25 protein-coding genes and 2 riboswitches are annotated in these 26,957 nt (G+C 73.9%); of the genes, 18 read left to right on the top strand and 7 right to left on the bottom strand.

Annotated features, from left to right (window positions below; all coding sequences use genetic code 11):
* Positions 1-78: 78 nt before the first annotated feature.
* Positions 79-699 carry an aa3-type cytochrome oxidase subunit III gene (ctaE, locus tag AC07BF_RS32530; protein ID WP_063347284.1) on the bottom strand — a complete coding sequence of 207 codons (621 nt, stop codon included), beginning with the start codon at positions 697-699 and terminating at the stop codon, positions 79-81.
* A 396-nt stretch (positions 700-1,095) separates the two neighbouring features.
* Between ctaE and AC07BF_RS32525 the strand changes: the two genes are divergently transcribed.
* The 3 genes from AC07BF_RS32525 to AC07BF_RS32515 all read left to right on the top strand — a co-directional run bounded on the left by AC07BF_RS32525 (position 1,096) and on the right by AC07BF_RS32515 (position 4,376).
* The gene (locus AC07BF_RS32525) at positions 1,096-1,521 is read left to right on the top strand and encodes a response regulator (RefSeq protein WP_350886353.1); all 426 of its coding nucleotides are present in this window, start codon (positions 1,096-1,098) and stop codon (positions 1,519-1,521) included.
* Between the two features lie 120 nt (positions 1,522-1,641).
* Positions 1,642-2,718 (top strand): anthranilate phosphoribosyltransferase, encoded by a 1,077-nt coding sequence (trpD, locus tag AC07BF_RS32520; protein ID WP_363583004.1) that lies wholly within the window; start codon positions 1,642-1,644, stop codon positions 2,716-2,718.
* A gap of 107 nt (positions 2,719-2,825) precedes the next feature.
* Positions 2,826-2,943: riboswitch (SAM riboswitch) on the top strand.
* 53 nt (positions 2,944-2,996) lie between these two features.
* Entirely contained in the window at positions 2,997-4,376 is a 1,380-nt protein-coding gene (locus tag AC07BF_RS32515; protein ID WP_363583002.1) for an aminotransferase class V-fold PLP-dependent enzyme, read from the top strand.
* A gap of 27 nt (positions 4,377-4,403) precedes the next feature.
* On the opposite strand, the gene AC07BF_RS32510 is transcribed toward AC07BF_RS32515, so the two are convergent.
* Together AC07BF_RS32510 and AC07BF_RS32505 are read right to left on the bottom strand one after the other, a co-directional pair.
* Positions 4,404-4,685, bottom strand: a complete 282-nt coding sequence (locus AC07BF_RS32510) for an Lrp/AsnC ligand binding domain-containing protein (protein ID WP_063347281.1) — start codon at positions 4,683-4,685, stop codon at positions 4,404-4,406.
* A 41-nt stretch (positions 4,686-4,726) separates the two neighbouring features.
* The gene (locus tag AC07BF_RS32505; protein ID WP_363618850.1) at positions 4,727-5,509 is read right to left on the bottom strand and encodes a rhomboid family intramembrane serine protease; all 783 of its coding nucleotides are present in this window, start codon (positions 5,507-5,509) and stop codon (positions 4,727-4,729) included.
* A gap of 201 nt (positions 5,510-5,710) precedes the next feature.
* Here AC07BF_RS32505 and AC07BF_RS32500 point away from each other — a divergent pair, with 201 nt between their 5' ends.
* From AC07BF_RS32500 to AC07BF_RS32475, 6 genes are all read left to right on the top strand, one after another.
* Complete coding sequence (locus AC07BF_RS32500; RefSeq protein WP_400805617.1) at positions 5,711-5,974, top strand: hypothetical protein; 264 nt, start codon at positions 5,711-5,713, stop codon at positions 5,972-5,974.
* A 269-nt stretch (positions 5,975-6,243) separates the two neighbouring features.
* The gene (locus tag AC07BF_RS32495; protein ID WP_400805698.1) at positions 6,244-7,605 is read left to right on the top strand and encodes an NYN domain-containing protein; all 1,362 of its coding nucleotides are present in this window, start codon (positions 6,244-6,246) and stop codon (positions 7,603-7,605) included.
* Between the two features lie 200 nt (positions 7,606-7,805).
* Positions 7,806-8,840: a C40 family peptidase gene (locus AC07BF_RS32490; protein WP_400987840.1), complete on the top strand. Its 1,035-nt coding sequence runs from the start codon at positions 7,806-7,808 to the stop codon at positions 8,838-8,840.
* Between the two features lie 338 nt (positions 8,841-9,178).
* Positions 9,179-9,328: riboswitch (cyclic di-AMP (ydaO/yuaA leader) on the top strand.
* Between the two features lie 10 nt (positions 9,329-9,338).
* The gene (locus AC07BF_RS32485; protein WP_400987838.1) at positions 9,339-10,484 is read left to right on the top strand and encodes a C40 family peptidase; all 1,146 of its coding nucleotides are present in this window, start codon (positions 9,339-9,341) and stop codon (positions 10,482-10,484) included.
* 226 nt (positions 10,485-10,710) lie between these two features.
* Entirely contained in the window at positions 10,711-11,757 is a 1,047-nt protein-coding gene (locus AC07BF_RS32480) for a C40 family peptidase (protein ID WP_363582992.1), read from the top strand.
* Between the two features lie 188 nt (positions 11,758-11,945).
* On the top strand, positions 11,946-12,977 hold the full coding sequence (locus AC07BF_RS32475; RefSeq protein ID WP_478316884.1) for a hypothetical protein: 1,032 nt from the start codon (positions 11,946-11,948) through the stop codon (positions 12,975-12,977).
* A 64-nt stretch (positions 12,978-13,041) separates the two neighbouring features.
* Here the strand turns inward: AC07BF_RS32475 and AC07BF_RS32470 are convergent, their stop codons facing one another.
* Complete coding sequence (locus AC07BF_RS32470) at positions 13,042-14,457, bottom strand: glycosyltransferase 87 family protein (RefSeq protein WP_478334302.1); 1,416 nt, start codon at positions 14,455-14,457, stop codon at positions 13,042-13,044.
* A gap of 244 nt (positions 14,458-14,701) precedes the next feature.
* Between AC07BF_RS32470 and AC07BF_RS32465 the strand changes: the two genes are divergently transcribed.
* Positions 14,702-15,838: a glycosyltransferase family 4 protein gene (locus AC07BF_RS32465; protein ID WP_363582986.1), complete on the top strand. Its 1,137-nt coding sequence runs from the start codon at positions 14,702-14,704 to the stop codon at positions 15,836-15,838.
* 61 nt (positions 15,839-15,899) lie between these two features.
* Here the strand turns inward: AC07BF_RS32465 and AC07BF_RS32460 are convergent, their stop codons facing one another.
* Positions 15,900-17,693 (bottom strand): AMP-dependent synthetase/ligase, encoded by a 1,794-nt coding sequence (locus AC07BF_RS32460; RefSeq protein ID WP_478334301.1) that lies wholly within the window; start codon positions 17,691-17,693, stop codon positions 15,900-15,902.
* Positions 17,694-18,018: 325 nt separating this feature from the next.
* On the opposite strand from AC07BF_RS32460, the gene AC07BF_RS32455 reads away from it, so the two are divergent.
* From AC07BF_RS32455 to AC07BF_RS32435, 5 genes are all read left to right on the top strand, one after another.
* The gene (locus AC07BF_RS32455; RefSeq protein ID WP_350884431.1) at positions 18,019-18,480 is read left to right on the top strand and encodes an SRPBCC family protein; all 462 of its coding nucleotides are present in this window, start codon (positions 18,019-18,021) and stop codon (positions 18,478-18,480) included.
* Between the two features lie 24 nt (positions 18,481-18,504).
* Positions 18,505-19,677: an ArsA family ATPase gene (locus AC07BF_RS32450; RefSeq protein ID WP_363628796.1), complete on the top strand. Its 1,173-nt coding sequence runs from the start codon at positions 18,505-18,507 to the stop codon at positions 19,675-19,677.
* Positions 19,678-19,762: 85 nt separating this feature from the next.
* Positions 19,763-20,140 carry a DUF5304 family protein gene (locus AC07BF_RS32445; RefSeq protein WP_363582980.1) on the top strand — a complete coding sequence of 126 codons (378 nt, stop codon included), beginning with the start codon at positions 19,763-19,765 and terminating at the stop codon, positions 20,138-20,140.
* A 193-nt stretch (positions 20,141-20,333) separates the two neighbouring features.
* The gene (locus AC07BF_RS32440; RefSeq protein ID WP_363582978.1) at positions 20,334-21,278 is read left to right on the top strand and encodes an ROK family glucokinase; all 945 of its coding nucleotides are present in this window, start codon (positions 20,334-20,336) and stop codon (positions 21,276-21,278) included.
* A gap of 133 nt (positions 21,279-21,411) precedes the next feature.
* Complete coding sequence (locus tag AC07BF_RS32435) at positions 21,412-22,167, top strand: endonuclease/exonuclease/phosphatase family protein (protein WP_478334300.1); 756 nt, start codon at positions 21,412-21,414, stop codon at positions 22,165-22,167.
* Here AC07BF_RS32435 and AC07BF_RS32430 read toward each other — a convergent pair.
* Together AC07BF_RS32430 and AC07BF_RS32425 are read right to left on the bottom strand one after the other, a co-directional pair.
* Positions 22,164-22,940, bottom strand: coding sequence for a hypothetical protein (locus tag AC07BF_RS32430; RefSeq protein ID WP_363582974.1), 777 nt, complete (start codon positions 22,938-22,940; stop codon positions 22,164-22,166). The genes AC07BF_RS32435 and AC07BF_RS32430 overlap by 4 nt on opposite strands.
* Positions 22,933-23,727, bottom strand: a complete 795-nt coding sequence (locus AC07BF_RS32425) for an alpha/beta hydrolase (RefSeq protein ID WP_363582972.1) — start codon at positions 23,725-23,727, stop codon at positions 22,933-22,935. The genes AC07BF_RS32430 and AC07BF_RS32425 overlap by 8 nt, the downstream gene beginning before the upstream one ends.
* Before the next feature lie 256 nt (positions 23,728-23,983).
* Here AC07BF_RS32425 and AC07BF_RS32420 point away from each other — a divergent pair, with 256 nt between their 5' ends.
* Genes AC07BF_RS32420 through AC07BF_RS32410 form a run of 3 tightly spaced genes read left to right on the top strand, consistent with a single transcriptional unit; the run spans position 23,984 to position 26,770 of the window.
* A complete protein-coding gene (locus tag AC07BF_RS32420) occupies positions 23,984-24,817 on the top strand; it encodes a lysophospholipid acyltransferase family protein (protein ID WP_363582970.1) in 834 nt (277 codons plus the stop codon).
* A gap of 35 nt (positions 24,818-24,852) precedes the next feature.
* The gene (macS, locus tag AC07BF_RS32415; protein WP_400805632.1) at positions 24,853-26,112 is read left to right on the top strand and encodes a MacS family sensor histidine kinase; all 1,260 of its coding nucleotides are present in this window, start codon (positions 24,853-24,855) and stop codon (positions 26,110-26,112) included.
* Positions 26,090-26,770 (top strand): response regulator, encoded by a 681-nt coding sequence (locus AC07BF_RS32410; RefSeq protein WP_478316891.1) that lies wholly within the window; start codon positions 26,090-26,092, stop codon positions 26,768-26,770. The genes macS and AC07BF_RS32410 overlap by 23 nt, the downstream gene beginning before the upstream one ends.
* Positions 26,771-26,957: the final 187 nt, after the last annotated feature.

The raw sequence follows: 26,957 nt of genomic DNA, 5'->3' as shown, positions 1-26,957 counted from the left end.
GCGTCGCCACCGGCAGAATCGGCCCGACGCCGGTGAGGGCGGGGACCGAAGCCGGTGGCCAGCGACCTGATCAGCTGGTTACTTGATCAGGTAGATGGTCGCGAACAGGCCGATCCACACGACGTCGACGAAGTGCCAGTAGTACGACACGACGATCGCGGCGGTGGCCTGCTCGTGCGTGAAGCGCTTGGCTGCGTACGTCCGTCCCAGGACCAGCAGGAAGGCGATCAGACCACCCGTCACGTGCAGACCGTGGAAGCCGGTGGTCAGGTAGAACACCGTGCCGTACGGGTCGGAGGACAGCGAGAGGCCGTCCTTCTTGACCAGCTCGGTGTACTCGAAGATCTGGCCGCCGATGAAGATCGCGCCCATCACGAAGGTGATGACGAACCACGAGCGGAGCTTCTTCACGTCCCCGCGCTCGGCAGCGAACACGCCGAGCTGGCAGGTCAGCGAGGAGAGCACCAGGATCGTGGTGTTGACCGAGGAGAAGGGCACGTTGAGGGCGTGCGCCTTCTCGGTCCAGAACTCGGCTCCCTTGACGGAGCGGAGCGTGAAGTACATCGCGAAGAGGGCCGCGAAGAACATCAACTCGGAACTGAGCCAGACGATCGTTCCGACGCTGACCATGTTCGGCCGGTTGACCGATCCGTGCGCGTGCCCGGTTTCTACTGCTGTTGCTGTCGCCACGACGGACATTATGTCGGTCCCTTATTCCGTCTTCACGCCGGGGGGTGTCCCTCGGAGTGTCCGGTGCGTGCGGTATGCCCCCCTGGAGGGCGGTGGGGGGTCCCAATGGCGGCTGAGCAGCGGCGTGTCCCTTTTCTGACGGTTCCTTCGGAGGGGCCTGCGACCCCGTTGCCCAGCGCGTCGTTGCACGCTTGGCGGAGCCTCCGGGGGTAATGCGCGGGCCCCTTATCGGCCGTACGGGTGGTCTGGACGGGTCCGGGTGACGGGCCGTCCTCCGGGCGGGTGAGTCGCGGGCGCGGCGGCTTGAGGAGGAAGGTCCGCGAGGGGGACTCGGCGACGGGTGATCGGGAGTAGCATCCGGATCAGGCGAACGTGGTCCGGATCACACTTGAGGGAGCAGGGCCCATGGCGTACACGACCGACGAGACGCTCACCGTCCTCGTCTACAGCGATGACCGCAACACCCGAGAGCAGGTGCTGACGGCACTCGGCCGCCGGCCCGTCGAGGACCTTCCGGAACTGTCCTACCTGGAGTGCGCAACCACCCCCGCGGTGCTGAAGGCACTGGAGAAGGGCGGCGTGGACCTCTGCATCCTGGACGGCGAGGCGGTGCCGGCCGGCGGGCTCGGGCTCGGCCGCCAGCTCAAGGACGAGATCTACGGCTGCCCGCCGGTGCTGGTGCTGATCGGCCGGCCGCAGGACTCCTGGCTGGCCGCCTGGAGCCGGGCCGACGCCGCGATCTCGCGCCCGGTGGACCCGGTGGCGCTGGCCGAGGCGGTCGCCACCCTGCTGCGGGCGCGGCTGGCCAAGCGGGCGCCCGTCAGCCGCTGAGCGGTGCCGTCTCAGAACTAGAGAAGACGCCGCCGGGGGAACCCCGCCGGTCGATAGGCTGACTCCATCCGTACGGACGTCCCCCCGCCGCGGGGAACCCGACAACAGCTGGAGTCAGCCATGGTGAACGTGAACCCTGCGAACGGTGGTACCGCACCCGCGCAGGTGGTCCGCACCTGGCCGGACGTCCTGGCGGCGCTGTTGAAGGGGGAGGACCTCGACCGCTCGGCCACCGCGTGGGCGATGGACCGGATCATGAGCGGCGAGGCGTCCCCCGTCCAGGTGGCCGGGTTCATGGTGGCGCTGCGGGCCAAGGGTGAGACGGTCGACGAGATCACCGGCCTGGTGGACGCGATGTACGCGCACGCCGAGCCGCTGGACATCCCCGGCCCGGCCGTGGACATCGTCGGCACCGGCGGCGACCGGGCCAAGACCGTCAACATCTCCACCATGTCGGCGATCGTCGCGGCCGCGGCCGGCGCCAAGGTGGTCAAGCACGGCAACCGGGCCTCCTCCTCGGCCAGCGGCTCCTCGGACGTGCTGGAGAAGCTCGGCGTCCGCCTCGACCTGTCGGCCCGGCGGGTCGCCGAGATCGCCGAGGAGGTCGGGCTGACCTTCTGTTTCGCGGCCAAGTTCCACCCGTCGATGCGGCACGCCGCCACCGCCCGGCGCGACCTCGGGGTGCCGACCGCGTTCAACATCCTCGGCCCGCTGACCAACCCGGCCAAGGTCACCTCGCACGCGATCGGCTGCTTCGACACCCGGCTCGCCGGACTGATCGCCGGCGTGCTCGCCCGGCGCGGCTCGACCGGCCTGGTCTTCCGGGGCGACGACGGCCTGGACGAGCTGACCATCACCACCACCTCGCAGGTGTGGATCGTGCGGGACGGGACCGTCACCGAGACCGCCTTCGACCCGCGGGACGTCGGCGTCGAGCTGGTCGGCATCGAGGCGCTGCGCGGGGCGGACCCCTCGTACAACGCCGAGGTCGCGCGGCGGCTGCTGGCCGGCGAGCGCGGGGCGGTGAGGGACGCCGTCCTGATGAACACGGCGGCGGCGCTGGTCGCGCTCGACCTGGGTGAGGCGCCGCTCACCGAACAGCTCGCGGCGGGCATGGCGCGGGCCGAGCGGGCCATCGACTCGGGCGCGGCGCAGGAGCTGCTGCGGCGTTGGTCGGAGGCCACCAGCCGGGTGTGAGGCGGTACTTGGGAGCCCGTGCCGGAACGCCGGCGCGGGCTCCTCGGCTGTCCGGATGGTGGATGCCTGTTTGACCACTCGCTGGGCGCGACCTAGAGTCTTGGCCAGGTCATGAGTGACAGCGTCAAGCCCCAGCTTGCTGTCCGGCAACCCTCCGTCCGTGGCGGGGTGCCCTGGGTGAGGACCGGGTCGCTCGGCGAATCGTCCGTGCGGCAAGCGCGGACGCCCGACGACTTAGCACTCCCGGGGTCCCACACCCCCAGAAGGAGTGCATCCTCATGTCGATCGCCACCGAAATCTGCGCCCCCCTCGCCGTCCTCGGCCACGACGTCCAGGTCCCGCTCGCCAGCGGCGAGAAGGTCGGGTACGCGGCCCTCGACTACGCGGCCAGCTCCCCGGCGCTCCAGCGGGTCTGGGACGACGTCTCCGCCTACGCCCCCTACTACGGCAGCGTGCACCGCGGCGCGGGGTACCTCTCCCAGCTGTCCACCGACCTGTTCGAGCAGAGCCGCCGCACCGTCGCCGAGTTCCTCGACCTGCGCGAGGGCGACCAGGTGGTCTTCACCCGGGCCACCACCGACTCGCTGAACCTGCTCGCCTCGGCCGTCCCGGCCGGGACCCGGGTGTTCGCCTTCGAGACCGAGCACCACGCCTCGCTGCTGCCCTGGGCGCACGCCGGGCTCGACGTCCACTACCTGCGCGCGCCGCGCTCGCACGCCGAGGCGGTCGCCGCCCTGGACGCCGCGCTCGCCGAGGCGCCCGAGGGCCCCAAGCTGCTCTGCGTCACCGGAGCCTCCAACGTGACCGGCGAGCTGTGGCCGGTCGCCGAGCTGACCGGGACCGCGCACCGGCACGGCGCCCGGGTGGTGCTGGACGCCGCCCAGCTGGCCCCGCACCACCGGGTCTCGGTGCGCGAGCTGGACGTCGACTGGATCGCCTTCTCCGGCCACAAGATCTACGCGCCCTTCGGCGCCGGCGTGCTGGCCGGCCGGGCGGACTGGCTGGACGCGGCCGACCCGTACCTGGCCGGCGGCGGGGCGACCCGGACGGTGGCCCGGGGGACCGACGGCTCGGTGGCCGTCCAGTGGCACTCCGGTCCGGCCCGGCACGAGGCCGGCTCGCCGAACGTCATCGGCGCCTACGCGATCGCCTCGGCCTGCCGGGCGCTGAGCGAGGCGGGCTTCGACGTGCTGGAGGCCCGGGAGCGGCAGCTGATCGCCCGGCTGACCGCCGGGCTGGCGGAGATCCCGCAGGTCAAGGTGCTGACCCTGTTCGGCGCCGAGGCGGCCCGGGTGGGCGTGCTGTCCTTCGTCGTCCAGGGCTGGAACAGCTCGCACTTCTCGGCCGCGCTGTCCGCCGAGTACGGCATCGGGGTCCGCGACGGCCTGTTCTGCGCGCACCCGCTGCTGCGCACCCTGCTCGGGGACGAAGAGGTCTCCCCCTCCGAGTGCGGGGCGCCCGAGCCGTCGCTGCCCGGCGAGCGCAGCCTGAACGCGATCCGGGTGAGCTTCGGGGCCGGGACCCCGGACGAGCACGTCGACCGCTTCCTGACCGCCGTGCGCGAGCTGGTCACGGACGGTGCCGCGTGGAACTACCGCAACGAGGGCGGGCGCTGCGTCGCCACCGTGCAGGTCGACCGGGGGCGTCAGCAGGGCTGAGGGGCCCGGTCGGCGGGGCCGAGGGGCCTACTCGTCCAGGCCGAGGGCGAAGGCGGCCTCGAGGTCGTGCTGGGAGTAGGTGCGGAAGGCGATCTGGGTCTCGGTGTGGGCCACGCCCGGGACCTTGTTCAGCCGGCCCGGGATGACCGCGGCCAGATCGTCGTGCCGGCGCACCCGGACCATCGCCACCAGGTCGTAGCCACCGGTCACCGAGTACACCTCGCTGACGCCCTCGATGGCCGCGATGGCTTCGGCGATCTCCGGGATGCGGTCGACACTGGTCTTGATCAGGACGATGGCGGTGATCACTGTTCGGGCTCCTTTGTGGGGTGCCGCCAGCGTATCGGGCGTCAGCCGGGTCGTCTCGGGGGGTGGCTGACCGCCGTGCAGGCGTAGAGGAAGCCCGCCGAGAAGCCGATCACGTGAACCAGATAGGCCACCCCGGGCCCGGCCGAGTGGACCGACCACCACTGCAGGGCGAACCAGAGGCCGAGCACCAGCCAGGCCGGGAAGCGCAGCGGCAGGAACAGCAGCAGCGGGACGAGCGTCGTCACCCGGGCGCGCGGATGGAAGCGCAGGTAGGCGCCGAGGACGGCGGAGATCGCGCCGGAGGCGCCGATCAGCACCCGGGTGGAGCCCGGGGAGTGCGCCTCGGCGAGGGCGAAGCCGTACGTGGCCAGGCTGCCGGCGGCCAGGTAGAAGACGGCGAACCGGGCCCGGCCCAGCCGCCGTTCGACGGTGGGGCCGAAGACGTGGAGGAAGAGCAGGTTGCCCAGCAGGTGCAGCCAGCCGGCGTGCACGAAGAGCCCGGTGAGGACGGACAGCGCCGGGTGCTTGCCCGGGGTGGGCGCGGCCGGGCAGCCCGGGGCCGGGTCGGGGGCCTGGGCCAGCTGCTCGGCGGTCAGCGGGCGGCCGGCCAGCACCTCGGCGGGGATGACGCCCCAGCGCTGCTCGTACCGCTGCTCCGCGCAGAGCCGGGACTGGCCGGTGCCGTACAGCGGGTTGAGCCCGGCGGCCGGGCCCAGCAGGAACACCAGGGTGTTGACCGCGATCAGGGCGTAGGTGACCGCCGGGGCGGGCACGGACGGGTGCTCGCCCCGCGCGTCGGTGTGCCCGGGGGCCGTCAGTGCCATGCGGCCAAGCATCCCTCCGTGTCGGGCGTGTGACACGGCCTTGTACGGCAGGTGGACTAGCCCGCTCGTTCTCCTGACTGGTGGCCGGGATGGTTGCCTCAGGCAATAGGCTTGGGGCGGGCAATCCCGCCTCCCGCCGCCGACGCCGGGGCTCCGGGGGGAGCGCCTAGCCCACCCAGGGACCACCCGAGAGGACCCCCGATGACCGTCCCCGCCCTGACCGCCGAGACGCGCTGGCGCTGCACCCTGTGCGGAAACCTCACCCGCTTCGACGTGACCCGCACCGCGCGGGTCACCGAGTTCCTGCACTTCGACCTGGCCGGCGAGTCCAAGGTCGAGGATACCGAGGTGCTGAGCGAGACGATCGAGTCGGTGCGCTGCCGCTGGTGCAACGCCGTGGACCAGGTCGAGCTGGTGGCCCGTCCGGGCGCCGAGAACGCGGAGGCCTCCGCCGACCAGGGCTGACGCCCGACGGCGCGGGGGCGGGTGCGCGGCGCGCCTGCCCGCCGCGCTGGGACAATACAGACAGGACGCACGGAGCGTGACGACAGGGCGGCGGCCGCGGGCCGTGACCCCGTAGGACCAGGATCGGAGCCGAGGACGTGGTGGACGCAGCGAGGGAGCCCGCCGAAGCGCAGGGGCTTCAGCCCGCTGCGGCCGTGCAGGCGCGGGCCGCCGACGCGGCTCCGTCCGAGCCCGCGGCCGTCGGCGGGGCGGCGGGTTCCGATGAGTCGGTGGGCCCCGGCGGGGCGGCGGGTTCCGGCGAGGTGGCGCCGGAGCGTGGTGCCGAGAAGCTGGACCGGCCGCTGCCCGAGGGCGTGCGCCGGCGCGTGGTCGGCCTGGCCTCGGACGCGCTCGGCGGGCTGCCGCCTGGCGAGCTGCCGCAGAGCCTGCGCCAGTACGTCAAGTTCACCCCGGCCCGGCGGGCCAAGTACGCGGCCACGGCGCTGGCCGCGGCGCTGGAGTCGGAGCCGGCGTTCCGGGTGCGGATAGCGGAGCGGCTGAGGCTGGGCCAGCCGGACCTGGTGAAGGCGTTGGAGTCGGGCAGCGTTCCGGGCGCCGCCGATCCGATGGACGTCGCGGCCGCCGCCTACCTGGTGCGGTCGGCCGGCTGGAGCCGGCTGGTGGCCGAGGCCGGGGAGGAGGCCGAGCGGGCCGGCGCCGAGGGCGCGGCTGCCGAGGCCACCCGGCTGGCGGAGAAGTTGCAGGCGGAGCTCGCCGAGCTGCGGTCCGCCGCCCGGGCGGACCTGGAGCGGCAGCGCGCGGAGTCCGAGGACGTCCGCCGGGAGGCCGAGTCGCTGCGGAAGAAGGTGCGCTCGCTGGAGAGCGACACCCGCCGGGCGCAGGCCGAGACCAGGCGGCTGACCGCCGAGCTGGAGGCCGCGAGGGCGCAGGCGGCCGCCGAGCGTGGCGCCGCGGAGTCCGAGGCACGGCGGCTGCGGCACCGGGTCGGCGAGCTGGAGACGGCGGCCGAGCAGGGCCGCCGGTCGGCCCGCGAGGGCCGCAGCGTCGAGGACATGCGGCTGCGGCTGCTGCTGGACACGGTGCTGCAGTCGGCGCAGGGGCTCCAGCGGGAGCTGGCGCTGCCGGTCTCCCAGATCCGGCCGGGGGACCTGGTGGAGGCGGTGGTGCCGGGTGCGGCCTCGCCGCACGACGTGGCCCGGCGCGGTCTGGCCGACGACGATCCGGCGCTGCTGGACCAGCTGCTGGCGATCCCGCAGGTGCACCTGGTGGTGGACGGCTACAACGTGACCAAGACGGGCTATCCGACGCTGCCGCTGGAGCAGCAGCGGATCCGGCTGCTGGGCGGGCTGGCGATGCTGGCCCAGCGCACGCAGGCGGAGGTCACCTGCGTGTTCGACGGGCAGGACCTGGACGTTCCGGTGATCATGGCGCCACCGCGCGGGGTGCGGGTGCGGTTCAGCCGGACCGGCGAGACCGCGGACGAGCTGATCCGCCGTCTGGTGCGGGCCGAGCCGCAGGGTCGTCCGGTGGTGGTGGTGTCCACCGACCGGGAGGTCGCGGAGGGCGTGCGGAAGGCTGGCGCGCGCCCCGTGGCTTCCGTTCTGCTGCTGAACCGGCTGGCGCGGCCCTGACGGCTGCCGCGGCGGGATGACGCCTGGTCAGCGCCCGGTTTGCGGCGGTGTGCACATCCAGTGAAGCCTGCGGGGGAAGTGGAGTTCACGCCTTCGGGGGAGTGGCAAAACCCGTGGATCTTCCCTAGGGTGTGGCGTCAAACCTATTTTCCGGATTCTCACCTGATCGGGTGAGGCCGATGGAAGAAGGAGCAATTCCCTTGGCCTCCCACCGCCGTCCCAAGCAGCCGAGCCGCGCCCGGGTCTCCGTGCTCACCGCTGCCGCGGCGACCGCGGTCGCCCTCTCCGCGCAGGTCGCCGCGCACGCCGCGCCCCAGCCGAGCAAGAGCGACGTCAAGGCGCAGATCGACCAGCTCCAGCAGGACCAGGAGCAGGCGGCGGAGAAGTACAACGGCGCCAAGGAGCGGGCCGACCAGCTCCGCAAGCAGTCCGACCAACTGCAGGACAAGGTGGCCCGCAGCCAGGACGAGATGACCCAGCTCCAGACCGGCCTGGCCGGCGTGGCGGGCGAGCAGTACCGCACCGGCGGCATCGACCCGTCCGTCCAGCTGATGCTCTCCTCGGACCCGTCGGGCTACCTGGAGAAGGCGTCCAGCGCCCAGCAGGCCAGCGCCAGCGAGTCGGAGGCGCTCAAGGGACTGCTGGACCAGCAGCGCCGGCTGGACCAGGAGAAGTCCGAGGCCGCCGCCGTCCTGGCCTCGCTCGACTCCACCACCAAGGACCTGAACCAGGCCAAGACGGACGTCAACCAGAAGCTGAAGGCCGCGCAGGACCTGCTGAACTCGCTCAGCGCCTCCGACCGCGCCGCGCTGCGGGCCCAGCAGCAGCAGGACGACCGCGCCTCGCGCGGCAGCGACCGTGCCGACCTCGGCAGCCTCCCGCAGGCCGGCGGCTACGCGGGCGTGGCCGTGGCCAAGGCGATGAGCAAGCAGGGCTCGCCGTACGTGTGGGGCGCCACCGGCTCGACCACCTTCGACTGCTCGGGCCTGATGGTCTGGGCGTACGGCCAGGCCGGCGTCTCGCTGCCGCGCACCTCGCAGGAGCAGGGCAACGTCGGCACCAGGGTCTCGCTGGACCAGGCCCAGCCGGGCGACCTGGTCATCTACGGCGCCGACCGGCACCACGTCGGGATGTACATCGGCAACGGCATGGTGGTGCACGCGCCGCACACCGGCGACGTGGTGAAGGTGATGAAGGTCGACGCGATGCCGATCAACACGATCCGCCGGGTCTGACGGCCCGACACGCCCGAAGGGCCCCGTCCGGGCCTGTGATCCACGCCACCCTCCGACCGGGGGTGGCGTTCGGGTTTTGTCCGCAGCGCGAGTCCCCGGTGAAGAGTGATCAGCTTTGCGTACGACGGTGATCACTATGTGTCATATTCACAAAAGAACTTTGGTCTTCTTCCGTCTTTTTTCTGACAAGGATTTGAACGGATCACGGTTCAGTTACTAGGGTCGTGCCCCGAACCACCGCACTCCCGATCGCCCAGCCAGGGTGACGGCGGTGGTTTCCGTCGAGTTCGTGACGCAGCGGGGCGGGCCCAGTGCCTGCCCGACGGGGAGCCCAGCAGTCGGGGGTGCTGTCGAACGGAGCCGGGGAACCACGTTCCTCCGGGGTGAATCGGCGCCAGGTCGGCCGGTGGAACGGCCGTGAGGCGTCGTAGGGCACGCTTCCGGCCCGAACCCGTCAGCTCACCCGGTAGACGGCGTAGGAAGAAGGAGTCCGCCTTCGTGGCGTCCCATCGTCGTCCCAAGCCCGCCAGTCGCACCCGGGTCTCGATCCTGACCGGCTTCGCCGCGGCGGCCGTCGCGCTGTCCGCGCAGTCCGGCGCCCACGCCGACCCGCAGCCGACCAAGGACCAGGTCAAGGAGCAGGTCGACCAGCTCAACGAGCAGGCCGAGGTCGCGACCGAGAAGCTCAACGCCGCCCAGGAGAAGCAGCAGCAGCTGCAGAAGCAGGTCACCGACCTGCAGGACCAGGTGGCGCGGCAGCAGGGGCAGGTGACCGACCTCCAGGGCGGCCTGGCCGAGATCGCCGGCGAGCAGTACCGCAACGGCGGCATATCCCAGACCGTCCAGCTGATGTTCTCCGCCAGCCCGGACACCTTCCTGAGCCAGGCCGACACGCTGAACCAGGCCGGCGGCACCCAGAAGGGCCAGCTCAAGCAGCTCCAGGACGAGCAGCGCAAGCTCGACCAGGTGCGCTCCGAGGCCCAGGGCAAGCTCGCCGAGATGGAGACCACCACCCAGCAGCTGAAGAGCGCCAAGGACGAGGTCCAGGGCAAGCTCAAGGCCGCGCAGGACCTCTTCAACACCCTGTCCGAGCAGGAGCGCCAGGCGATCCGCGCGGCCGAGGAGAAGGCCGCCGCCGAGGCCAAGTCGAAGGCCGACGCCGCCGCGAAGGCCGCCCAGCAGCAGGCGGCGGCCCAGCAGGCCGCCGACCGCTCCTCCCGCGACAACAGCCGCACCGACCTGAGCGCGTCGCAGGCCCCCGCCGCGCCGGTCACCAAGCCGAGCGCCGGCAGCTCGCGCGGCGCCGCGGCGCTGTCCATCGCCGCCTCCAAGATCGGCAGCCCGTACGTCTACGGCGCCTCCGGCCCCGGCTCCTTCGACTGCTCGGGCCTGATGGTCTGGGCGTTCAACCAGGTCGACGTCTCGCTGCCGCGCACCTCGCAGGAGCAGGCCCACGCCGGTACCCGGATCGGCACCGACCTCTCCCAGGCCCAGCCCGGCGACCTGCTGATCTTCTACGGGGACGCCCACCACGTCGGCATCTACGCGGGCAACGGCCAGGTGCTGCACGCGCCCAAGCCGGGCGCGTCGGTCCGCTACGAGGCCGTCGGCAACATGCCGCTGACCTCCATCGTGCGGGTCTGATCCCCGCTCAGGCCCTCCCAGGCCCGGCCTTCCACCACGGAAGGCCGGGCCTGCGGCTTTTCCGGCGCATCGGACTGATGTCCGATTGCGGGTCAAATATTCGGGTTGGCAGGGGTTTGGACTCGGTTGCCCGGACTCGCTAACGTCTGCCACCGGACTCCGCTTCCAGGGCCGCCCGCGTTGGGGCGGCGGCGGGGCCCACCGCCGGATCGGAGCCGCTGCCGCCATGCCCGTGCACCGTCGTTCCCAACTGCTCGCCCGTGCGCTGGTGCTGACCGCGGCCGCCGCCACCGCCCTGGGTGTGACGACGGGCGGCAGCGCCCAGGCCGCCCCCGCCGCGCCGGACACGCCCACCCGCAAGGACGTCAAGGCGCAGGTGGAGCAGCTCTACGGCGAGGCCGAGCAGGCGTCCGAGAAGTACAACGCCGCCCAGGAGGCGCAGCAGCGGCTCCAGGGCGAGACGACCGTCCTCCAGGGCGAGATCGCCGTCGCCCAGGACCAGCTCAACCAGCTGCGCGGCGACCTCGCCACCGTGGCCGGCGCCGAGTACCGCGGCGGCGGCATGGCCCAGACCGTCCAGCTGATGCTCTCCACCGACCCGGAGGGCTACCTGTCCCGGGCCCGCACTCTCGACCAGGCCGCCGAGCGGCAGCAGGAGACCCTGCACGAACTGGCCACCCGCCAGCGCCGGCTCGACCAGCGCCGCACCGAGACCGCCGGCAAGCTCGCCGAACTCGACCAGGCCCGTCGCTCGCTCGCCGACAGCAAGCAGCAGATCCAGCAGCGGCTCACCGAGGCCCAGCGGCTGCTCAACAGCCTGGGCGTCGCCGAGCGGGCCCGGATGGCCGCCCAGGACGCCCGGGAGGCCGAGCAGCGCGCCACCCGGGGCACCGACCGGCTGGACCTCGGCACGGCCCCGCCCGCCTCCGAGCGCGGGGCGGCCGCGCTGGCGGCCGCGGTGCGGATGATCGGCTCGCCCTACCTCTACGGATCCACCGGGCCCCGCGCCTTCGACTGCTCCGGTCTGATGTACTACAGCTGGCGGCAGGCCGGAGTGACCCTGCCGCGCACCTCGCAGGCCCAGGCGTACGCCGGGCAGCGGGTCAGCCTCTCCGAAGCGCGGCCGGGAGACCTGGTGATCTTCTACCGGGACATGCACCACGTCGGGATGTACGCCGGCGGCGGGGTGATCGTGCACGCCCCCTACCCGGGCGCCAAGGTCCGCTACGAGAGCGTCAACGCGATGCCGGTCGCGGGGGTGGTCCGGCTCTGAGCCCGGCACCGTCCGACCCCGACGCCCCCCACCCGATAGACGGCGCCCGCCGGACGCTGTCCCGGCGCGGTGCGCTGCTGCTCGCGGCCGGCGGGCTGGCCCAGCTGTCGCTGCCGCCGGCGGCCCCGGCGGACCCCTCCGCGGCCGGGCGGGCGTCGGACCGGTGGGCGTCGGACCGGCGGGCCGAGGTGGCCGCGCTGCTGGACGCGCGGGCCCGGGCGCTGCCCTCCTGGTCCGGACCGGCGGCGATCGAGGCCGGCTACCGCAACCTGGTGCTCGGCGCGGACGCCGGACCGGAGCGGCTCACGGCCGCCGCCGACCTGGCGGTCCGGATCACCGGGTACGACGACTACCCGGTGGTGTACCCGCGCCGGATCGACCTGGTCCTGGCCGGCGGCGGCTGGCGGGTCGACCGGGAGGAGAGCGCGAGCGGGCCCCCGGCGCTCTGGGACCTCGGCTCCGCCCGGTCCGCGGCGGGCGCGCACTGCCTGGTGCTCGGACTGGCCGACGGGCCCGACCCGGCCGGTCTGGTCGCGGTGGCCGACCGGGCCGCACCCGCCGTGAGCGAGGTCTGGGGCACCGGCTGGGCGGGCCGCCTGCTGCTCGAAGTACCCGCCACCGCCGAGCAGTTCGCCCGGCTGCTGGAGGTCGACCCGGCGGGCTGGGCGGGCATGGCGGCGGTCACCTCGGCCGCCCCCGGCGCGCCCTGGCACACCCCCGCCGACCGGGTGCTGGTCAACCCCGGCACGTTCGGGCGGCTCAGCGACTTCGGCCGGCAGGTGGTCGTCACCCACGAGGCCACCCACGTCGCGACCAGGGCCGACACCCGGGCCTGGACACCGCTCTGGCTCTCCGAGGGCGTCGCCGACTGGACCGCCTACCGGGGCTCCGGCCGGCGCCCGCAGCAGATCGCCCCCGAGCTGGCCCGGGACGTCGCCGCCGGCCGGCTGCCCACCGCGCTGCCCGCCGACCGGGACTTCACCGCGGGGGCCGACGGCATCGCCCAGGCGTACGAGCAGGCCTGGCTCGCCTGCGAGCTGCTCGCCCGGCGCTACGGGCCCGAGCGGCTCGTGGCGTTCTACCGGGCGGTCGGCGCGGCCGACGGGGAGGGGGCGGACCGGGACCGCCGGCTGGACCGGCTGCTCCGGGCCGGACCGGGCGTCGGCCTGGCCGAGTTCACCCGGCTCTGGCTGGACGAGGTGGCCGCGCTGCGCGATTAGGTCCTGTCCGGCGTCGCGGGCCCGGCAGGATCGGCCGGACAGGACCTGACGGCGCGCGCGGCGTTCAGCGCCGCTGCCTGGCCGGGGTGCCGGGCCGGTCGATGCCGTCCAGCAGGTCCTGCTCGTAGGCGATGCCGGGGCGCACCGGGTAGGCGCCGGCGGGCACCGGCTCGGGCTTGGCCAGCACCACCGTCGCCGGGAGCTGTGCCGGGCCGCGGGTGGCGCGCCAGAGCCGGACGCAGGAGAGCACGGTGGCGGCCAGCAGCAGCAGGTTGCGCAGGCTGAGCACGGTGACGCCCCAGGGCTCGCTGGCGAGGATCCGGCTGAACATCAGCGGGAACTCGGCCAGCGTCAGCGGGCAGGCGAACAGGATCAGCAGGGCCACCGGCCGCTGGCTGCTGTTGCGCACGGTCAGGCAGACGGCGGCGACGCCGATCAGCCAGACCAGGTACTGCGGGCTGATCACCCGGCTGGTGACGGTGAAGATGAGCAGCGCGCTGAGCGCCGCGTCGTACATGGTGGCCGCGTTGCGGCGCTTGGCGGTGAAGCGCCAGAGCAGCAGCCAGGCGAAGCCCAGCACGGTGCCGGCCATCATCACCTTGCTGATCACGGGGACCCACGGCCCGAGCATCTCCGGGGAGCCGTAGTTCATGGTGACCCTGCCGTCCCAGGCGTCCGCGAGCCGGGCGAAGTGCAGCGGCAGCGCGCCGAGCGACTCCACCTCGATGCCGCGCTCCTTCTGGAAGGCGAGGAAGCCGAAGGCGCCGTTCATCCCGGCCGCGAGCAGGAAGCCCACCGAGACGGCGGTGGCCGCGGCCAGCGTCCAGGCGCGGCGGGTGCGGCGGCCGGAGGGGGTGCCGATCAGGGCGAGCAGCGGCCAGATCTTGATGATCCCGCCCAGGCCGAGCAGCATCCCGCCGATCGCCGGGCGGCGGATCAGCGCCAGCAGGCCGGCCAGGGCGATCGCGGTGACGATGATGTCCAGCCGGTTGTAGACCATCGGGCCGAGCAGCGGCACGGCCACCACCCACATCCAGGCGCCGGTCAGTGCCCGGCCCCGGCGCAGTCCGGTGCGGACCAGCAGGGCGGTGGCGGCGACGTCGGCGATCCCGCAGATCACCCAGAAGGAGACCAGGTACGACCAGGGCAGCAGGCCGGGCAGCAGGATCACCAGGGCCGCGCCGGGCGGGTACTGCCAGGTCACGTCGTCGAACGGGAAGGTGCCGGTCTGCAGGACGCCGTACCAGGCGTGGTAGATCATCCAGACGTCGGCGGTGATGTCCCCGCCGAGCCCCTTGACCACGCCGGTCATCAGCAGCACCAGCACCGTCCGGGTGGCCACCCAGGTGGCGCCGAGTGCGGCGAGCGCCCCGAACGGCCGGCCGGGGGCACGGGCCGGCTCCTGCCGGGCGGCCGGCGTCGGGCCGGGGCCGGCCGCGCCGCTGGGTGTACCGGACTCGGTGGCCGGGGCCAACTCCACTGCGCTCCCTCGTTCGTCTCGGACGTCCCACCGGAGGCGCCGCGCGACGGACGCCCGGGCGGTCGGAGGGGCGGGCACGGCACGCTGGGCCGGGCCGCCACCGGCCGCCTAGGTTCTAGGACTGACCCGGGGGTGAAACGGTTGCCGTGCGCGGATCCGTTCCCGGCGGGTCATGGTGTTGACCTATCGTACGGATCACCCAGCGGTACACCGAGCACCCCCCGACAAGCGAGCCGTGGCCTGAATGCACCGAACCTTGATCGTCACCAACGACTTCCCGCCCCGCCCCGGCGGCATCCAGGCCTTCGTGCACAACATGGCTGTGCGTCAGCCCGCCGGGAGCATCGTGGTGTACGCCTCCACTTGGCGGGACGGCAGCGAGGTGGCCCGCTTCGACGCCGAGCAGCCGTTCCCGGTGATCCGGGACCGGACGAAGGTGATGGTTCCCACACCGCGGGTCACCCGGCGGGCCGCCGAGATCCTGCGGGCGGAGAAGTGCGACTCGGTCTGGTTCGGCGCCGCCGCCCCGCTCGGGCTGATGGCGCCCGCGCTGCGCCGGGCCGGTGCGGCGCGGCTGCTCGGCATGACCCACGGGCACGAGGCCGCCTGGGCCCAGCTGCCGGCCGCCCGGCAGCTGCTGCGGCGGATCGGCGCGGGCACCGACGTGCTGACCTACCTGGGGGAGTACACCCGGTCCCGGATCGCGGGCGCGGTCGGGCCGCAGGCCGCGGCCCGGATGGTGCAGCTGCCGCCGGGCGTGGACGAGACGACCTTCCACCCGGGCTCGGGGGGCGCCGAGGTGCGTCGCCGGCTCGGGCTGGCGGACCGGCCGGTGGTGGTCTGCGTCTCCCGGCTGGTGCCGCGCAAGGGCCAGGACACGCTGATCGAGGCGATGCCGCAGATCCTCGCCGACGTGCCGGACGCCGTGCTGCTGATCGTCGGCGGCGGCCCGTACCGGGCGGACCTGGAGAAGCTGGCCGACGCCAAGGGGGTCCGGGCCTCGGTGCGCTTCACCGGCTCGGTGCCGTGGGAGGAGCTGCCCGCCCACTACGGGGCCGGGGACGTCTTCGCGATGCCCTGCCGGACCAGGCGCGGGGGGCTGGACGTCGAGGGCCTGGGCATCGTCTACCTGGAGGCCTCGGCGACCGGTCTGCCGGTGGTCGCCGGCGACTCCGGCGGCGCGCCGGACGCGGTGCTGGAGGGCGAGACCGGGTACGTGGTGCCGGGCGGCTCGGCCGCCGCGGCAGCCGAGCGGATCGTCCGGCTGCTGGGCGACGAGGAGCTGCGGCGGCGGATGGGCGAGGCCGGGCGGCGCTGGGTGGAGCGCTCCTGGCGCTGGGACCTGCTGGCCGGGCGGCTGACCTCGCTGCTGGCGGCCTAGACCGGGCTCGGACCCGTGAGCGGGCCCCGTCTCCTTCGCCGGAGGCGGGGCCCGTACCCGGCTACTTCTGGTAGATCGCCTCGATGTCGGCGGCGAAGTCCTTCAGCACGAGGTTGCGCTTGAGCTTGAGGGAGGGCGTCAGGTGGCCGCTCTCCTCGGAGAACTCGGTGTCCAGCAGGCGGAACTTCTTGACCGCCTCGGCGTGCGAGACGGCCGCGTTGCCGTCGTCCACCGCGGCCTGGAGGGCGGCCAGCAGGTCCGGATCCTGGCTCAGCTCGGCCACCGTGGCGGTGGCGGGCTTGCCGTTGAGCTCCTTCCACTTGGGGAAGAAGTCCGGGTCGACGGTGACCAGGCAGGCCACGAAGGGCTTGCGGTCGCCGACCACCATGACCTCGCCGACCAGTGCGTGCGCCCGGATGCGGTCCTCGATCACGGCCGGGGCGACGTTCTTGCCGCCCGCGGTGACGATGATCTCCTTCTTGCGGCCGGTGATGGTCAGGTAGCCCTCGGAGTCGAGCGAGCCGAGGTCGCCGGTGGCGATCCAGCCGTCCTTGAGGGTGTCGGCGGTGGCCTGCGGGTTGTTCCAGTAGCCGGTGAAGACGTGCGGGCCCTTGAAGAAGACCTCGCCGTCCTCGGCGATCCGCACCGAGGCACCGGGGACCGGCTGGCCGACCGTGCCGATCTTCGGCTTGTCCCACGGGTTGAAGGCGGTGGCCGCGCAGGTCTCGGTCAGGCCGTAGCCCTCCAGGACGGTGAAGCCGATGCCCCGGTAGAAGTGGCCCAGCCGCTCGCCGAGCGGGGCGCCGCCGGAGATGGCGTGGGTGGCCCGGCCGCCGAGGGCGGCGCGCAGCTTGCTGTAGACCAGCTTGTCGAAGACCGCGTGCTTGATCCGCAGGCCCAGGCCCGCGCCGCCGGCGTCCAGCGCCCGGCTGTAGGCGATCGCGGTGTCGGCGGCCTTGTCGAAGATCTTGCCCTTGCCGTCGGCCTGGGCCTTGGCGCGGGCGGTGTTGTAGACCTTCTCGAAGACTCTCGGCACGCCCAGGATCAGGCTCGGCTTGAAGGCGGCCAGCTCGGTGGTGACGTCCCTGACGTCGGAGACGTGGCCCAGCTTGATCGGCGCCATCGCGGTGGCGATCTCGGCGATCCGGCCGAGCACGTGGGCCAGCGGCAGGAACAGCAGGACGGAGCTGTCGCCGGTGCGGAACAGCGGGGCCAGGCGCTCCACCACGTTGCCGCACTCGGCGAGGAAGTTGGCGTGCGTCAGCTGACAGCCCTTCGGGCGGCCGGTGGTGCCCGAGGTGTAGACGATGGTGGCGATCGAGTCGGCGGTCGCGGTCGAGCGGCGCTCCTGCACCGTCTCGTCCTGGACGTCCTTCCCGGCCTCGGCCAGCGCGGCGATCGCGCCGCCCTCGATCTGCCAGGTGTGCTTCAGCCCGGTGAGCCGGCCGCGGACCTCGTCGACCACCTTGACGTGCTGGTCGGTCTCGGTGACGACGGCGACCGCGCCGGAGTCGCCGAGGATCCACTCGACCTGCTCGGCGGAGGAGGTCTCGTACACCGGGACGGTGATCGCGCCGGCCGTCCAGATCGCGAAGTCCAGCAGCGTCCACTCGTACCGGGTGCGGGACATGACGCCCACCCGGTCGCCCGGCTCGATGCCCGCGGCGATCAGACCCTTGGCGGCGGCGTGCACCTCGGCCAGGAACTGCACCGCGGTCAACTCCTGCCAGCGGCCGTCCACCTTCCGGCTGAGCACCGCGACGTCCGGGTGTTCCGCCGCGTTCCGGTGCACAGGGTCGGAGAGATTACCGCCGCCGGGTACCTGATAGAGAGCCGGAAGGCTGAAGTCGAGCAAGACTGCTCCTCGTTCGCGACGCTGCGGGACGGCAGGACGTTACTGCCCGGTAGGCAGCTTCGACCAGGGGGGTCGGCTCCGGTGTTCGAAGTGTCACACCCGGCCGGGTCCGACCAGGCCGTGACCGGGTCGTTCGAATGGCACCCTACGACAGCCCCGAGGTGACCGGCCGGTAGCATGCCCCGCCGACCGGCGCCGGGCCCCCGCCGAGCCGCGGCCCGCGCGGCCGAGCCGATCGCTGGTCGCGGTAGCCTGCTCCGGGCGGACAAGGCCGAGCACGCTCGACCGGACCGGCAGGCAGAGGGACGACGCGGAGGGCCATTCCATGGCGGAGCACACCAGGTCGAGCATCACCATCGACGCGACCCCGGCCACGGTCATGGCCGTGATCGCCGACTTCGCCGCCTACCCGGCCTGGACCGGCGAGGTCAAGGAGGTCGAGGTCCTGGAAGCCGGCGAGGACGGCCGCGCCGCCCAGGTCCGCCTGCTGCTCGACGCCGGCGCCATCCGCGACGAGCACGTCCTCGCCTACACCTGGGACGGCGACCGCGAGGTCGGCTGGACCCTCGTGCGCAGCCAGATGCTCCGCTCGCTGGACGGCTCCTACTCCCTCGCCCCGCTCTCCGGCAGCCGCACCGAGGTGACGTACCAGCTCGCCGTGGACGTCAAGATCCCGATGCTCGGCATGATCAAGCGCAAGGCCGAGAAGGTCATCATCGACCGCGCCCTGGCCGGTCTGAAGAAGCGCGTCGAGGACGCCGACGGCAAGAAGCCCGTCCAGGGCTGACGCGGCGGAACGGGGGCCGACGGCATGACGGCGACACGCACCATCCTGGTCAGCGGCGACGCGGGCGCGCCCGTGGTGGCCGCCGCCACCGCCCTGCACGCCGCCCGGCGCGGCCACCGCACCTGGCTGCTGGCCGCCGACGACCCGCACCGCGCCCTGGACGGCGTCCTCGGCACCCGCCTGGAGCCCGAACCGGCCCGCTACGCACCCGGCCTGACCGTCTCCCGGATCGACGAGCAGGCCGCCTTCCGGTACGCCGCCGGCGAGCTCACCAGCCGGCTCAAGCCCGCTCTCGACCTGCTCGGCGCCGAGCAGCTCGACCCCGAGGAGCTGACCGCCCTCCCCGGCATCGCCAGGATCGCCCTGCTGCGCGCCCTGCCCGCCGCCGACCAGGACGTCCTGGTCGTGCTCGCCCCACCGCCCGCCGAGCTGATCGCCACCCTCGCCCTGCCCGAGCAGCTGGAGCGCTACCTGGACCGGCTCGTCCCCGAGCAGCGGCAGGCCGCCCGGGCGCTGCGCCCGCTGCTGGCCGGCCTGGCCGGCGTGCCGATGCCCGCCGAGTGGCTGTACGAGGGGCGGACCAAGGCCGCCGCGGTGCTCGCCGAGTCCCGCGCCGCGATCGCCGCGCCCGGCACCAGCGTGCGCCTGGTCGTGCCCGCCGACGGCCACCCGTACCGGGAACTGGGCCGGATCCGGGCCGGGTTGGCCCTGCACGGCCACCGGCCGGACGCCGTCGTGGTGCACGGAGTGCTGCCCGAGGGCGCGGCCGACTCGCCGGACCCGTGGCTGGCCGCGCTGGCCCGCCGCCGCCGGGAGGAACTGGCCGAGCTCGCCGCCGAGACCGACGCCCCGGTGCTGGCCACCGGACTGGCCGAGGCCACCCTGGAGGCCGTCGCCGACCGCCTGTACGGGGGCGGGCCCGGCCCGGAGCGGCTGGCCCCCGAGCCCTGGCCGGTCGAGGACCGCCTCGCCGAGGATGGCCTGCTGGTCTGGCACCTCGCGCTGCCCGGCGCCGACCGGGCCGAGCTGGACCTCGTCCGGCGCGGCGACGAACTGGTCGTCGGCCTCGGCGCCCACCGCCGGGTGCTCACCCTGCCGTCCGCGCTGCGCCGCTGCACGGTGGCCGGCGCGAGCCTGCACGATGGGGCGCTCTCGGTACGGTTCGCGCCCGACCCGGCGCTCTGGCCCCGGGGCTGAAGCCCTTTCGGGGCCCCTACCGGCTGTCCGGTAGCGTCGGGCCCGAGGGCCGCGGGGTGCGGCCACGGCTGAGGAGGCGCCCGCGATGACCAGCACCGACGACCGGACCGAGCCCACCGCCGAGCCGGGCGGCCCGCAGGCCCACCCGTTCGGGCCGGAGCTGGGCCCGCTGGTGGACGAGGTGCGCAAGCTCGCCTCCGCCGTCGGCCAGAAGGCGCAGGAGGCGAGCGCCGACACCCTGATCACCCTCTCCGGGCTGGCCGACCGGCTGCGCACCCAGCAGCCCGAGGTCTACTCCCACCTCGCCGCCGCCGGCTCCGGACTGGCCGCCGCGGGCACCGAACTGCTGGCCGCCTACCGGGCCGCGGTGGCCGGCCACGAGCACCGCTGGACGGCTGGCGAGGGCTCCCCCACCGAGCGGATCGACCTCGACACGCCTGACGAGGCGTCCGCCAAGCAGTGAATCCGTAACCTTCGAACCGTGATCGCGTTGCTCTGGTGCGTGACGAAGCGGGCGATTAGATACGACTTTTGAAGCTTGGCGGCCCGGTTGGTCCATGATTGTCTTCGGTTAATGTATGCGAGGCTGTGTACGGGGGGCAGGGTTGGGCGGTACCGTTCCGCCCAGCGGGAACGAGTGAATAGCTGAGGGACACATGGCTCTGACCATCGGCGTCGATGTCGGCGGGACCAAGATCGCGGCAGGCGTGGTCGACGAGGCGGGCGCGATCCTGGCCCGGACCAGGGTGCCCACCCCGGCCGACCCGCAGTGGGCGGTCGATGCCATCGCGCAGGCCGTGCGCGAGCTCAAGGAGCAGCACCCCGACGTCACCGCCGTCGGCGTCGGCGCCCCCGGCTTCGTGGACAGCAACCGTTCCACGGTGATCTTCGCTCCCAACATCGACTGGGAGAACGAGCCGCTGCGCGGCCGCATCGAGGAGCTCGCCGGCCTGGACACCGTCGTCGAGAACGACGCCAACTGCGCCGCCTGGGCCGAGTTCCGCTTCGGCGCCGCCGCCGACCACCGGGACATGGTGCTGATCACCGTCGGCACCGGCATCGGCGGCGGCATCGTCCTCGACGGCCGGCTGCACCGCGGCCGGTTCGGCGTGGCCGGCGAGATCGGCCACCTCAACATGGTCCCCGACGGCCTGGCCTGCGGCTGCGGCGGCAAGGGCTGCTGGGAGCAGTACGGCTCCGGGCGGGCGCTGCGCCGCTACGGCCGGGAGAAGGCCGCCGCCGACCAGGTGCGCGGCCGGCGGATGCTGGAGCTCAACGACGGCGTCGCCGAGACCATCCGCGGCATCCACATCACCGAGGCGGCCGAGGAGGGCGACCCGCTCGCCCTGGAGTGCTACGCCGAACTGGCCGACTGGCTCGGCCGCGGCATGGCCGACCTCGCCGCGCTCTTCGACCCGGGCGTCTTCGTCCTCGGCGGCGGCGTCTCCGATTCCGGCCGCCTGCTGCTCGACCCGGTCGCCAAGGCCTTCGAGCACTACCTCACCGGCGGTATCCACCGCCCGCGCGCCGAGGTCGTGCTGGCCTCGATGGGCTCCGCCGCCGGCATCGTCGGCGCCGCCGACCTGGCCCGCACCGCGTAGCCACCCCCCGAACCCGCCGGCGGCGGTGCGACCGGACCCCGACCAACCCCGGACGCGCCGCCGCCGACGCACGCCCCCGGCCCTGCCGTACGGTCGTCCCACGCACCACGTACGTACGGGGAGGACCAGGACCATGACCACGGCACCCGCCGAACCGCCGCCGCCCGGCCCGCGCCGGCTGCGCCTGCTCAGCTACAACATCCGCTCGCTGCGGGACGACCGGCGGGCGCTGGCCCGGGTGATCCGGGCCTGCGCGCCCGACCTGGTCTGCATCCAGGAGTCGCCGCGCTACTGGCGGCCCGAGGGCCAGGCCGCCTGGCTGGCCCGGAGCACCGGGACGGCCGTCCTGGCCGGCGGCGGCCGGACCGCCGCCGGGCCGCTGCTGCTCGGCCGGCCCGGCGCGGCGCAACTGCTGGGCGTGCACGACCGGCTGCTGCCCAAGACCCGCGGCCTGCACGCCCGGGGCTTCGCCGCCGCGCTGCTGCGACTGCCCGGAGCGGCGCCGTTCACCCTCACCAGCTGCCACCTCAGCCTGGACGCCGACGAGCGGTACGGCCAGTTCGAGCTGCTGCTCGACCAGCTCGGGATCGCCGAACACGGCATCGTGGCAGGGGACTTCAACGAGCACCCGGACGGCAGGGGCTGGCAGCTGCTGGCCGCGCGGCTCCAGGACGGGTACCCGACCGCGCCCTGGGGCGGCGAGTTCACGTCCGTCCCCGAGCGCCCCTACCAGCGGATCGACGCCGTGTTCGCCACGCCCGGGATCACCGTCCTCGGCTGCGGGGTGCCGCACGGGCTGCCCGGCGTCACCGAGGCCGACCTGCGCGCCGCGACCGACCACCTGCCGGTGCTCGCGGTGCTGGAGCTGCCGGAGGCTCCGGCAACCTAGACGACCGCGCCGTTGTCCGGGTCCTCGGGCTCGTCCTCGTCGCGGTCCTTCATCCGGGTCACCAGGGTGACGAAGCCGCCGAGGAAGGCGGTGATCCCGACCCAGGCCGGCCAGCCGGCGATCTCCCGCCACACCACCGCGTCGAACAGCAGCAGGGCGGGGCCGCCGAGCACCGCGAGCCAGGCGAACTTCGCGGTGACGTCGGCGGTCGGCAGCGGCGGGGGCTCCGGTGGGACGTAGTGGTCCTCGTCGGTCTCCTCGGCCAGCTCGAAGTCACGCGGGCCCGAGCCCGCCGCCGGCATCACCGGCCGACCGGAGCGGGGGCGGGGCTGCGGGGCGAGGTCGGCGAGGTCGTCCGGGTCGGTCCGGGAGCCGGGGGCGTCCTTGAGGCCGCCCTTCAGCTCGCTCTGCGCCCGGAGGTTCTCGACCTCCGGCCAGTTGGGATTGGTGAGGTCCACGGGGTCGTCGAACTGGGCGACCAGGGCGGCGAAGATCTCGTCCTGCTCGGCCTGGCTGCGCTCGGGGGCGCGCCGGGTGCGGGGCTCCGCGGGCGCGGTGGCGTCCGGTTCGGCCGGGCGCCGGTCGGCGGCCGTCGCTTCGGGGGCCTCCGCGGCCGGGGCGGTGACGCCGTCCGCCCCCGGACGGTCCGCCGGGGCGCCGCTCTGCGCGGTGCCGTCCTTCGCCGTGCCGTCCTTCGTCGCGCCGTCCTCGCGGGGTGCCTCGTCCCCGCCGCCCGCCGTGCTGCTCTCGTGCACTTCCGGCCCTTCAGCCATGGTGATCGTCGGATTCGACCCCGGTGACGCCCACCGCGTGCGCGGGGGCCAGCCGTCGGATGAAGTCCTGGCTGGCCGCGAATATTTCCGCCGCGTCGTGGTCCAGCGTCGCGACGTGGAAGCTGCGCTGGCACAGCCGCTCCGTCACGTCGGTCGAGGATATCCGGGCCAGCACCAGTTCCGAGTTGGCCGGCGAGACGACGTGGTCCTGCGGACTGCGGAAGAGCAGCACCGGCTGGGTCACCTGCGGCAGCCGCCGTCGGACGTCCCGCCACAGCCGGCCCAGCGACCAGGCGGCGTTCAGCGGCGTCCGGTCGTAGCCCAGCTCGACCGCGCCGGGCTTGGCGATGTCGTCGGCGATCCCGGGCACGCTCGGCACGAGGTGCCGCAGCACCGGCAGCAGCACACTCGCGGGGTTGTCCGAGCGCACCGACGGGTTGACCAGCACCAGCCCGGACACCGCCGGACCGTGCAGCGCGGCCAGCCGCAGCGCCAGCGCGCCGCCCATCGACAGCGCGCAGACGAAGACCTGCTCGCACTCGGCGGACAGCGTCAGCAGTTCGTGCTCGACCTCGGCGTACCAGTCCTCCCAGCGGGTGACCTGCATGTCCCGCCACCGGGTGCCGTGCCCGGGCAGCAGCGGCAGCGACACGCTGAACCCGGCCGCGGCCAGTTCCTCCGCCCAGGGCCGCAGCGACTGCGGCGACCCGGTGAAGCCGTGGCACAGCAGCACCCCCACCGGTCCGCCGCGGTGGCGGTACGGTTCGGCACCGGGCAGCAACGGCATGGCGGACTCCTTCGCGGGCGGGTGGCGCTGGGGGAGGGACGCTGGAGGGGGAGGCTGCGGGAATCCGCATCGTCCCACGGCCCCGCCCGGGACGTACACCCCTCATGGCGGCTCCCGCGCGGGCCGCACACCCCTCGCGGCGGCCCCCGCGCGAGTGCTTGCGGGAGTCCGGCGGCGGCCCGCCGGGGCGGGGCGGGGCGCGGGCCGAGCCCACGGGGCATTAGGATCGACCGGTCCGCATAACAGGAGGCCCGGGTTGTTCTACCGACTGATGAAGATGATCGTCGCGCCACTGCTTCGGATCTTCTTCCGGCCGTGGATCGAGGGTGAGGAGAACATCCCCACCGAGGGCGCGGCCATCATCGCGAGCAACCACCTGTCCTTCTCGGACTCCTTCTTCTTCCCCGCGCTGATCAAACGCCGGGTGACCTTCATCGCGAAGGCCGAGTACTTCAACACCCCGGGCATCAAGGGCCGGCTGACCGCCGCGTTCTTCAAGGGCGTCGGCCAGCTGCCGGTGGACCGCTCGGGCGTGCGCGGCGCGGGCGAGGCCGCGATCCGCAGCGCCATCGCGGTGCTGGACGGCGGCGAGCTGTTCGGCGTCTACCCCGAGGGCACCCGCTCGCCGGACGGCAAGCTGTACCGCGGCAAGGTCGGCGGCCTGGCGCGCGTCGCGCTGGCCACCGGCGCGCCGGTCATCCCGGTCGCCATGATCGACACCGAGAAGGTCCAGCCGCCCGGTCAGGTGATCCCCAACTTCGGTACCCGCCCCGGCATCCGGATCGGCCGCCCGCTGGACTTCTCCCGCTACCACGGCATGGAGAACGACCGCTTCATCCTCCGTTCGGTGACGGACGAGGTGATGTACGAGATCATGCGGCTCTCCGGCCAGGAGTACGTGGACATCTACGCGACCGCGGCCAAGCGGCAGATCGCCGACGACAAGAAGAAGGCCGACGCCGAGCGCAAGGCCGCCGCCAAGGCGGAGAAGGCGGAGGCGGAGGCCGAGAAGGCCGCCGCCGACAAGGCCGCCGCGACGGAGAAGGCCGAGCAGTCCGGGCAGGAGCCGAAGGAGACCGGGTCGGCCTGACGACCGCGGGCGCGGCCCGGGGGAGGGGCGGAAGGATGACGGACGGCGAGAGAACCGGGGCAGTCGGCGGCGCGGTCGCGGCCGGGGGCATGTCCGTCGAACTGCCGTTGTGGAAGGCCATCTCCTACTTCCGGCTGCTAGCCCTCTGCTACGCCCTGCTGCGCTACCTCAATTCCTACCTGGACTTCCTGCACCCCGTCGCCGGCTGGATCTTCCTCGGTACGCTCACCCTCTGGACGCTCGCCAGCACCCGGGCCTTCGCCGGCCCGCAGCGCTGCACCTGGTACGTGCTCGGCACCGACCTCACCCTCGCCGTCACCGGCATCGTGATGAGCGGCCTGACCGACGACCCGGTGCGGATCAGCCACGGCGCGCCCACCCTGCCGACCATCTGGGCCGCCGGTACGGTGCTCGGCTTCGCCGGCAAGGGTGGCTGGCGCTGGGCGGCCGCCGCGGGCACGGTGATCGGCGTCGCCAACATCCTCGGCCACGGCGGCGCGACCGGCGACAACGTCCACAACATCATGCTGCTGATGGTGGCCGGCTGCGCCATCGGCTACGTCATCGAACTGGCCCGCGCCAGCGAGGCGACGCTCACCCGGGCACTCCAGGTCGAGGCGGCCACCCGGGAGCGCGAGCGGCTCTCCCGCGACATCCACGACGGCGTGCTCCAGGTGCTCGCCCTCGTCCAGCGCCACGGCGCGGAACTCACCGCGCGGCCGGCCGAGGGCGCTGCGGCCGCGGCCGGTGGACGCCCGGGCGGCGACGCCGACTTCGCCGAACTCGGCCGGCTGGCCGGCGAGCAGGAGCGCGCCCTGCGGGCGCTGATGACCGGCGGCCCGATCCCGGGGCAGCGCCCGCCGGAGTGCGGGGCCGGGGAGCCGCAGGACCTCACCGCGCTGCTGCGCCCGTACGCCGACGAGCGGATCACGCTGTCCGCCCCCGGCGGGCCGGTGCTGCTGTCCGCCGGGGCGGCCGGCGAACTGGCCGCGGCGGTCGGCGCCGCCGTCGACAACGTCCGCCGGCACGCCGGGGAGCGGGCCCGGGCCTGGATCCTGGTGGAGGACGAGCCGCAGGCCGTCACGGTCAGCATCCGCGACGACGGCCCCGGCTTCGCCCCCGGCCGCCTCGGCGAGGCGGAGCGGGCCGGGCGGCTGGGCGTCTCCCAGTCCATCCGCGGCCGGCTGCTGGACCTCGGCGGCACGGCCGAGCTGTACTCGGCGCCCGGGGAGGGCGTCGAGGTCGAACTCCGCGTCCCGAGGAAGGGGTCTGATGACCGATCAGCCGACGACTGACCGGCCGATACGGGTGATGGTCGTGGACGACCACCCGATGTGGCGCGACGCCGTCTCGCGGGACCTCGCCGAGGCCGGGCTGGACGTGGTGGCCACCGCGGGCGACGGCGAGGAGGCCGTGCGCCGGGCCCGCGCCTGCTCGCCGCAGGTCGTCGTGCTGGACCTCAACCTGCCCGGTCTGCCCGGCGCCGAGGTGTGCCGCCAGGTGGTCGCGCAGGACCCGGCGGTGCGGGTGCTGATGCTCTCGGCCAGCGGCGAGCACCAGGACGTGCTGGAGGCGGTGAAGTCCGGCGCGACCGGGTACCTGGTCAAGTCGGCCGGGCGGGAGGAGCTGCTGGACGCGGTGCGGCGCACGGCCGTGGGCGACGCCGTGTTCACCCCGGGCCTGGCCGGCCTGGTGCTGGGCGAGTTCCGCCGGCTGGCCGCCGAACCGGCCCCGGCCTCCGCGCCGGCCGTCCCACAGCTGACCGCCCGGGAGACCGAGGTCCTGCGCCTGGTGGCCAAGGGCCTGTCGTACCGGCAGATCGCCGACCGGCTGGTGCTGTCGCACCGGACGGTGCAGAACCACGTCCAGAACACGCTCGGCAAGCTGCAACTGCACAACCGGGTGGAACTGGTGCGGTACGCGATCGAGCAGGGGCTGGACGACGACATCTGACGGCTCCGGTGGGATCCGGCCGCCTCGGCGATCCCGCGTGCGGTGGGGGGGGGGGGGGCCCCGCCCCCCCCCCCCCCCTCCCCCCCCCCCCCACCCCCCACCCCCCCCCCCCCCCACCCCCCCCCAAAACCCCCCCCCCCCCCCCTCCCCTCCCCCCCCCCCCCCCCCCCCTCCCCACCCCCCCCCC

Source organism: Kitasatospora sp. NPDC043950, from assembly GCF_056435345.1.
Note: the sequence above shows the minus strand (reverse complement) of the source record. Positions and strands in the feature narration are given on the sequence as shown.

Coding starts and splice junctions, on each gene's coding strand:
- ctaE (WP_063347284.1), bottom strand. CDS start 699: ATGTCCGTCGTGGCGACAGCAACAGCAGTAGAAACCGGGCACGCGCAC.
- AC07BF_RS32525 (WP_350886353.1), top strand. CDS start 1,096: ATGGCGTACACGACCGACGAGACGCTCACCGTCCTCGTCTACAGCGAT.
- trpD (WP_363583004.1), top strand. CDS start 1,642: ATGGTGAACGTGAACCCTGCGAACGGTGGTACCGCACCCGCGCAGGTG.
- AC07BF_RS32515 (WP_363583002.1), top strand. CDS start 2,997: ATGTCGATCGCCACCGAAATCTGCGCCCCCCTCGCCGTCCTCGGCCAC.
- AC07BF_RS32505 (WP_363618850.1), bottom strand. CDS start 5,509: ATGGCACTGACGGCCCCCGGGCACACCGACGCGCGGGGCGAGCACCCG.
- AC07BF_RS32500 (WP_400805617.1), top strand. CDS start 5,711: ATGACCGTCCCCGCCCTGACCGCCGAGACGCGCTGGCGCTGCACCCTG.
- AC07BF_RS32480 (WP_363582992.1), top strand. CDS start 10,711: ATGCCCGTGCACCGTCGTTCCCAACTGCTCGCCCGTGCGCTGGTGCTG.
- AC07BF_RS32465 (WP_363582986.1), top strand. CDS start 14,702: ATGCACCGAACCTTGATCGTCACCAACGACTTCCCGCCCCGCCCCGGC.
- AC07BF_RS32455 (WP_350884431.1), top strand. CDS start 18,019: ATGGCGGAGCACACCAGGTCGAGCATCACCATCGACGCGACCCCGGCC.
- AC07BF_RS32450 (WP_363628796.1), top strand. CDS start 18,505: ATGACGGCGACACGCACCATCCTGGTCAGCGGCGACGCGGGCGCGCCC.
- AC07BF_RS32445 (WP_363582980.1), top strand. CDS start 19,763: ATGACCAGCACCGACGACCGGACCGAGCCCACCGCCGAGCCGGGCGGC.
- AC07BF_RS32440 (WP_363582978.1), top strand. CDS start 20,334: ATGGCTCTGACCATCGGCGTCGATGTCGGCGGGACCAAGATCGCGGCA.
- AC07BF_RS32435 (WP_478334300.1), top strand. CDS start 21,412: ATGACCACGGCACCCGCCGAACCGCCGCCGCCCGGCCCGCGCCGGCTG.
- AC07BF_RS32430 (WP_363582974.1), bottom strand. CDS start 22,940: ATGGCTGAAGGGCCGGAAGTGCACGAGAGCAGCACGGCGGGCGGCGGG.
- AC07BF_RS32425 (WP_363582972.1), bottom strand. CDS start 23,727: ATGCCGTTGCTGCCCGGTGCCGAACCGTACCGCCACCGCGGCGGACCG.
- macS (WP_400805632.1), top strand. CDS start 24,853: ATGACGGACGGCGAGAGAACCGGGGCAGTCGGCGGCGCGGTCGCGGCC.
- AC07BF_RS32410 (WP_478316891.1), top strand. CDS start 26,090: ATGACCGATCAGCCGACGACTGACCGGCCGATACGGGTGATGGTCGTG.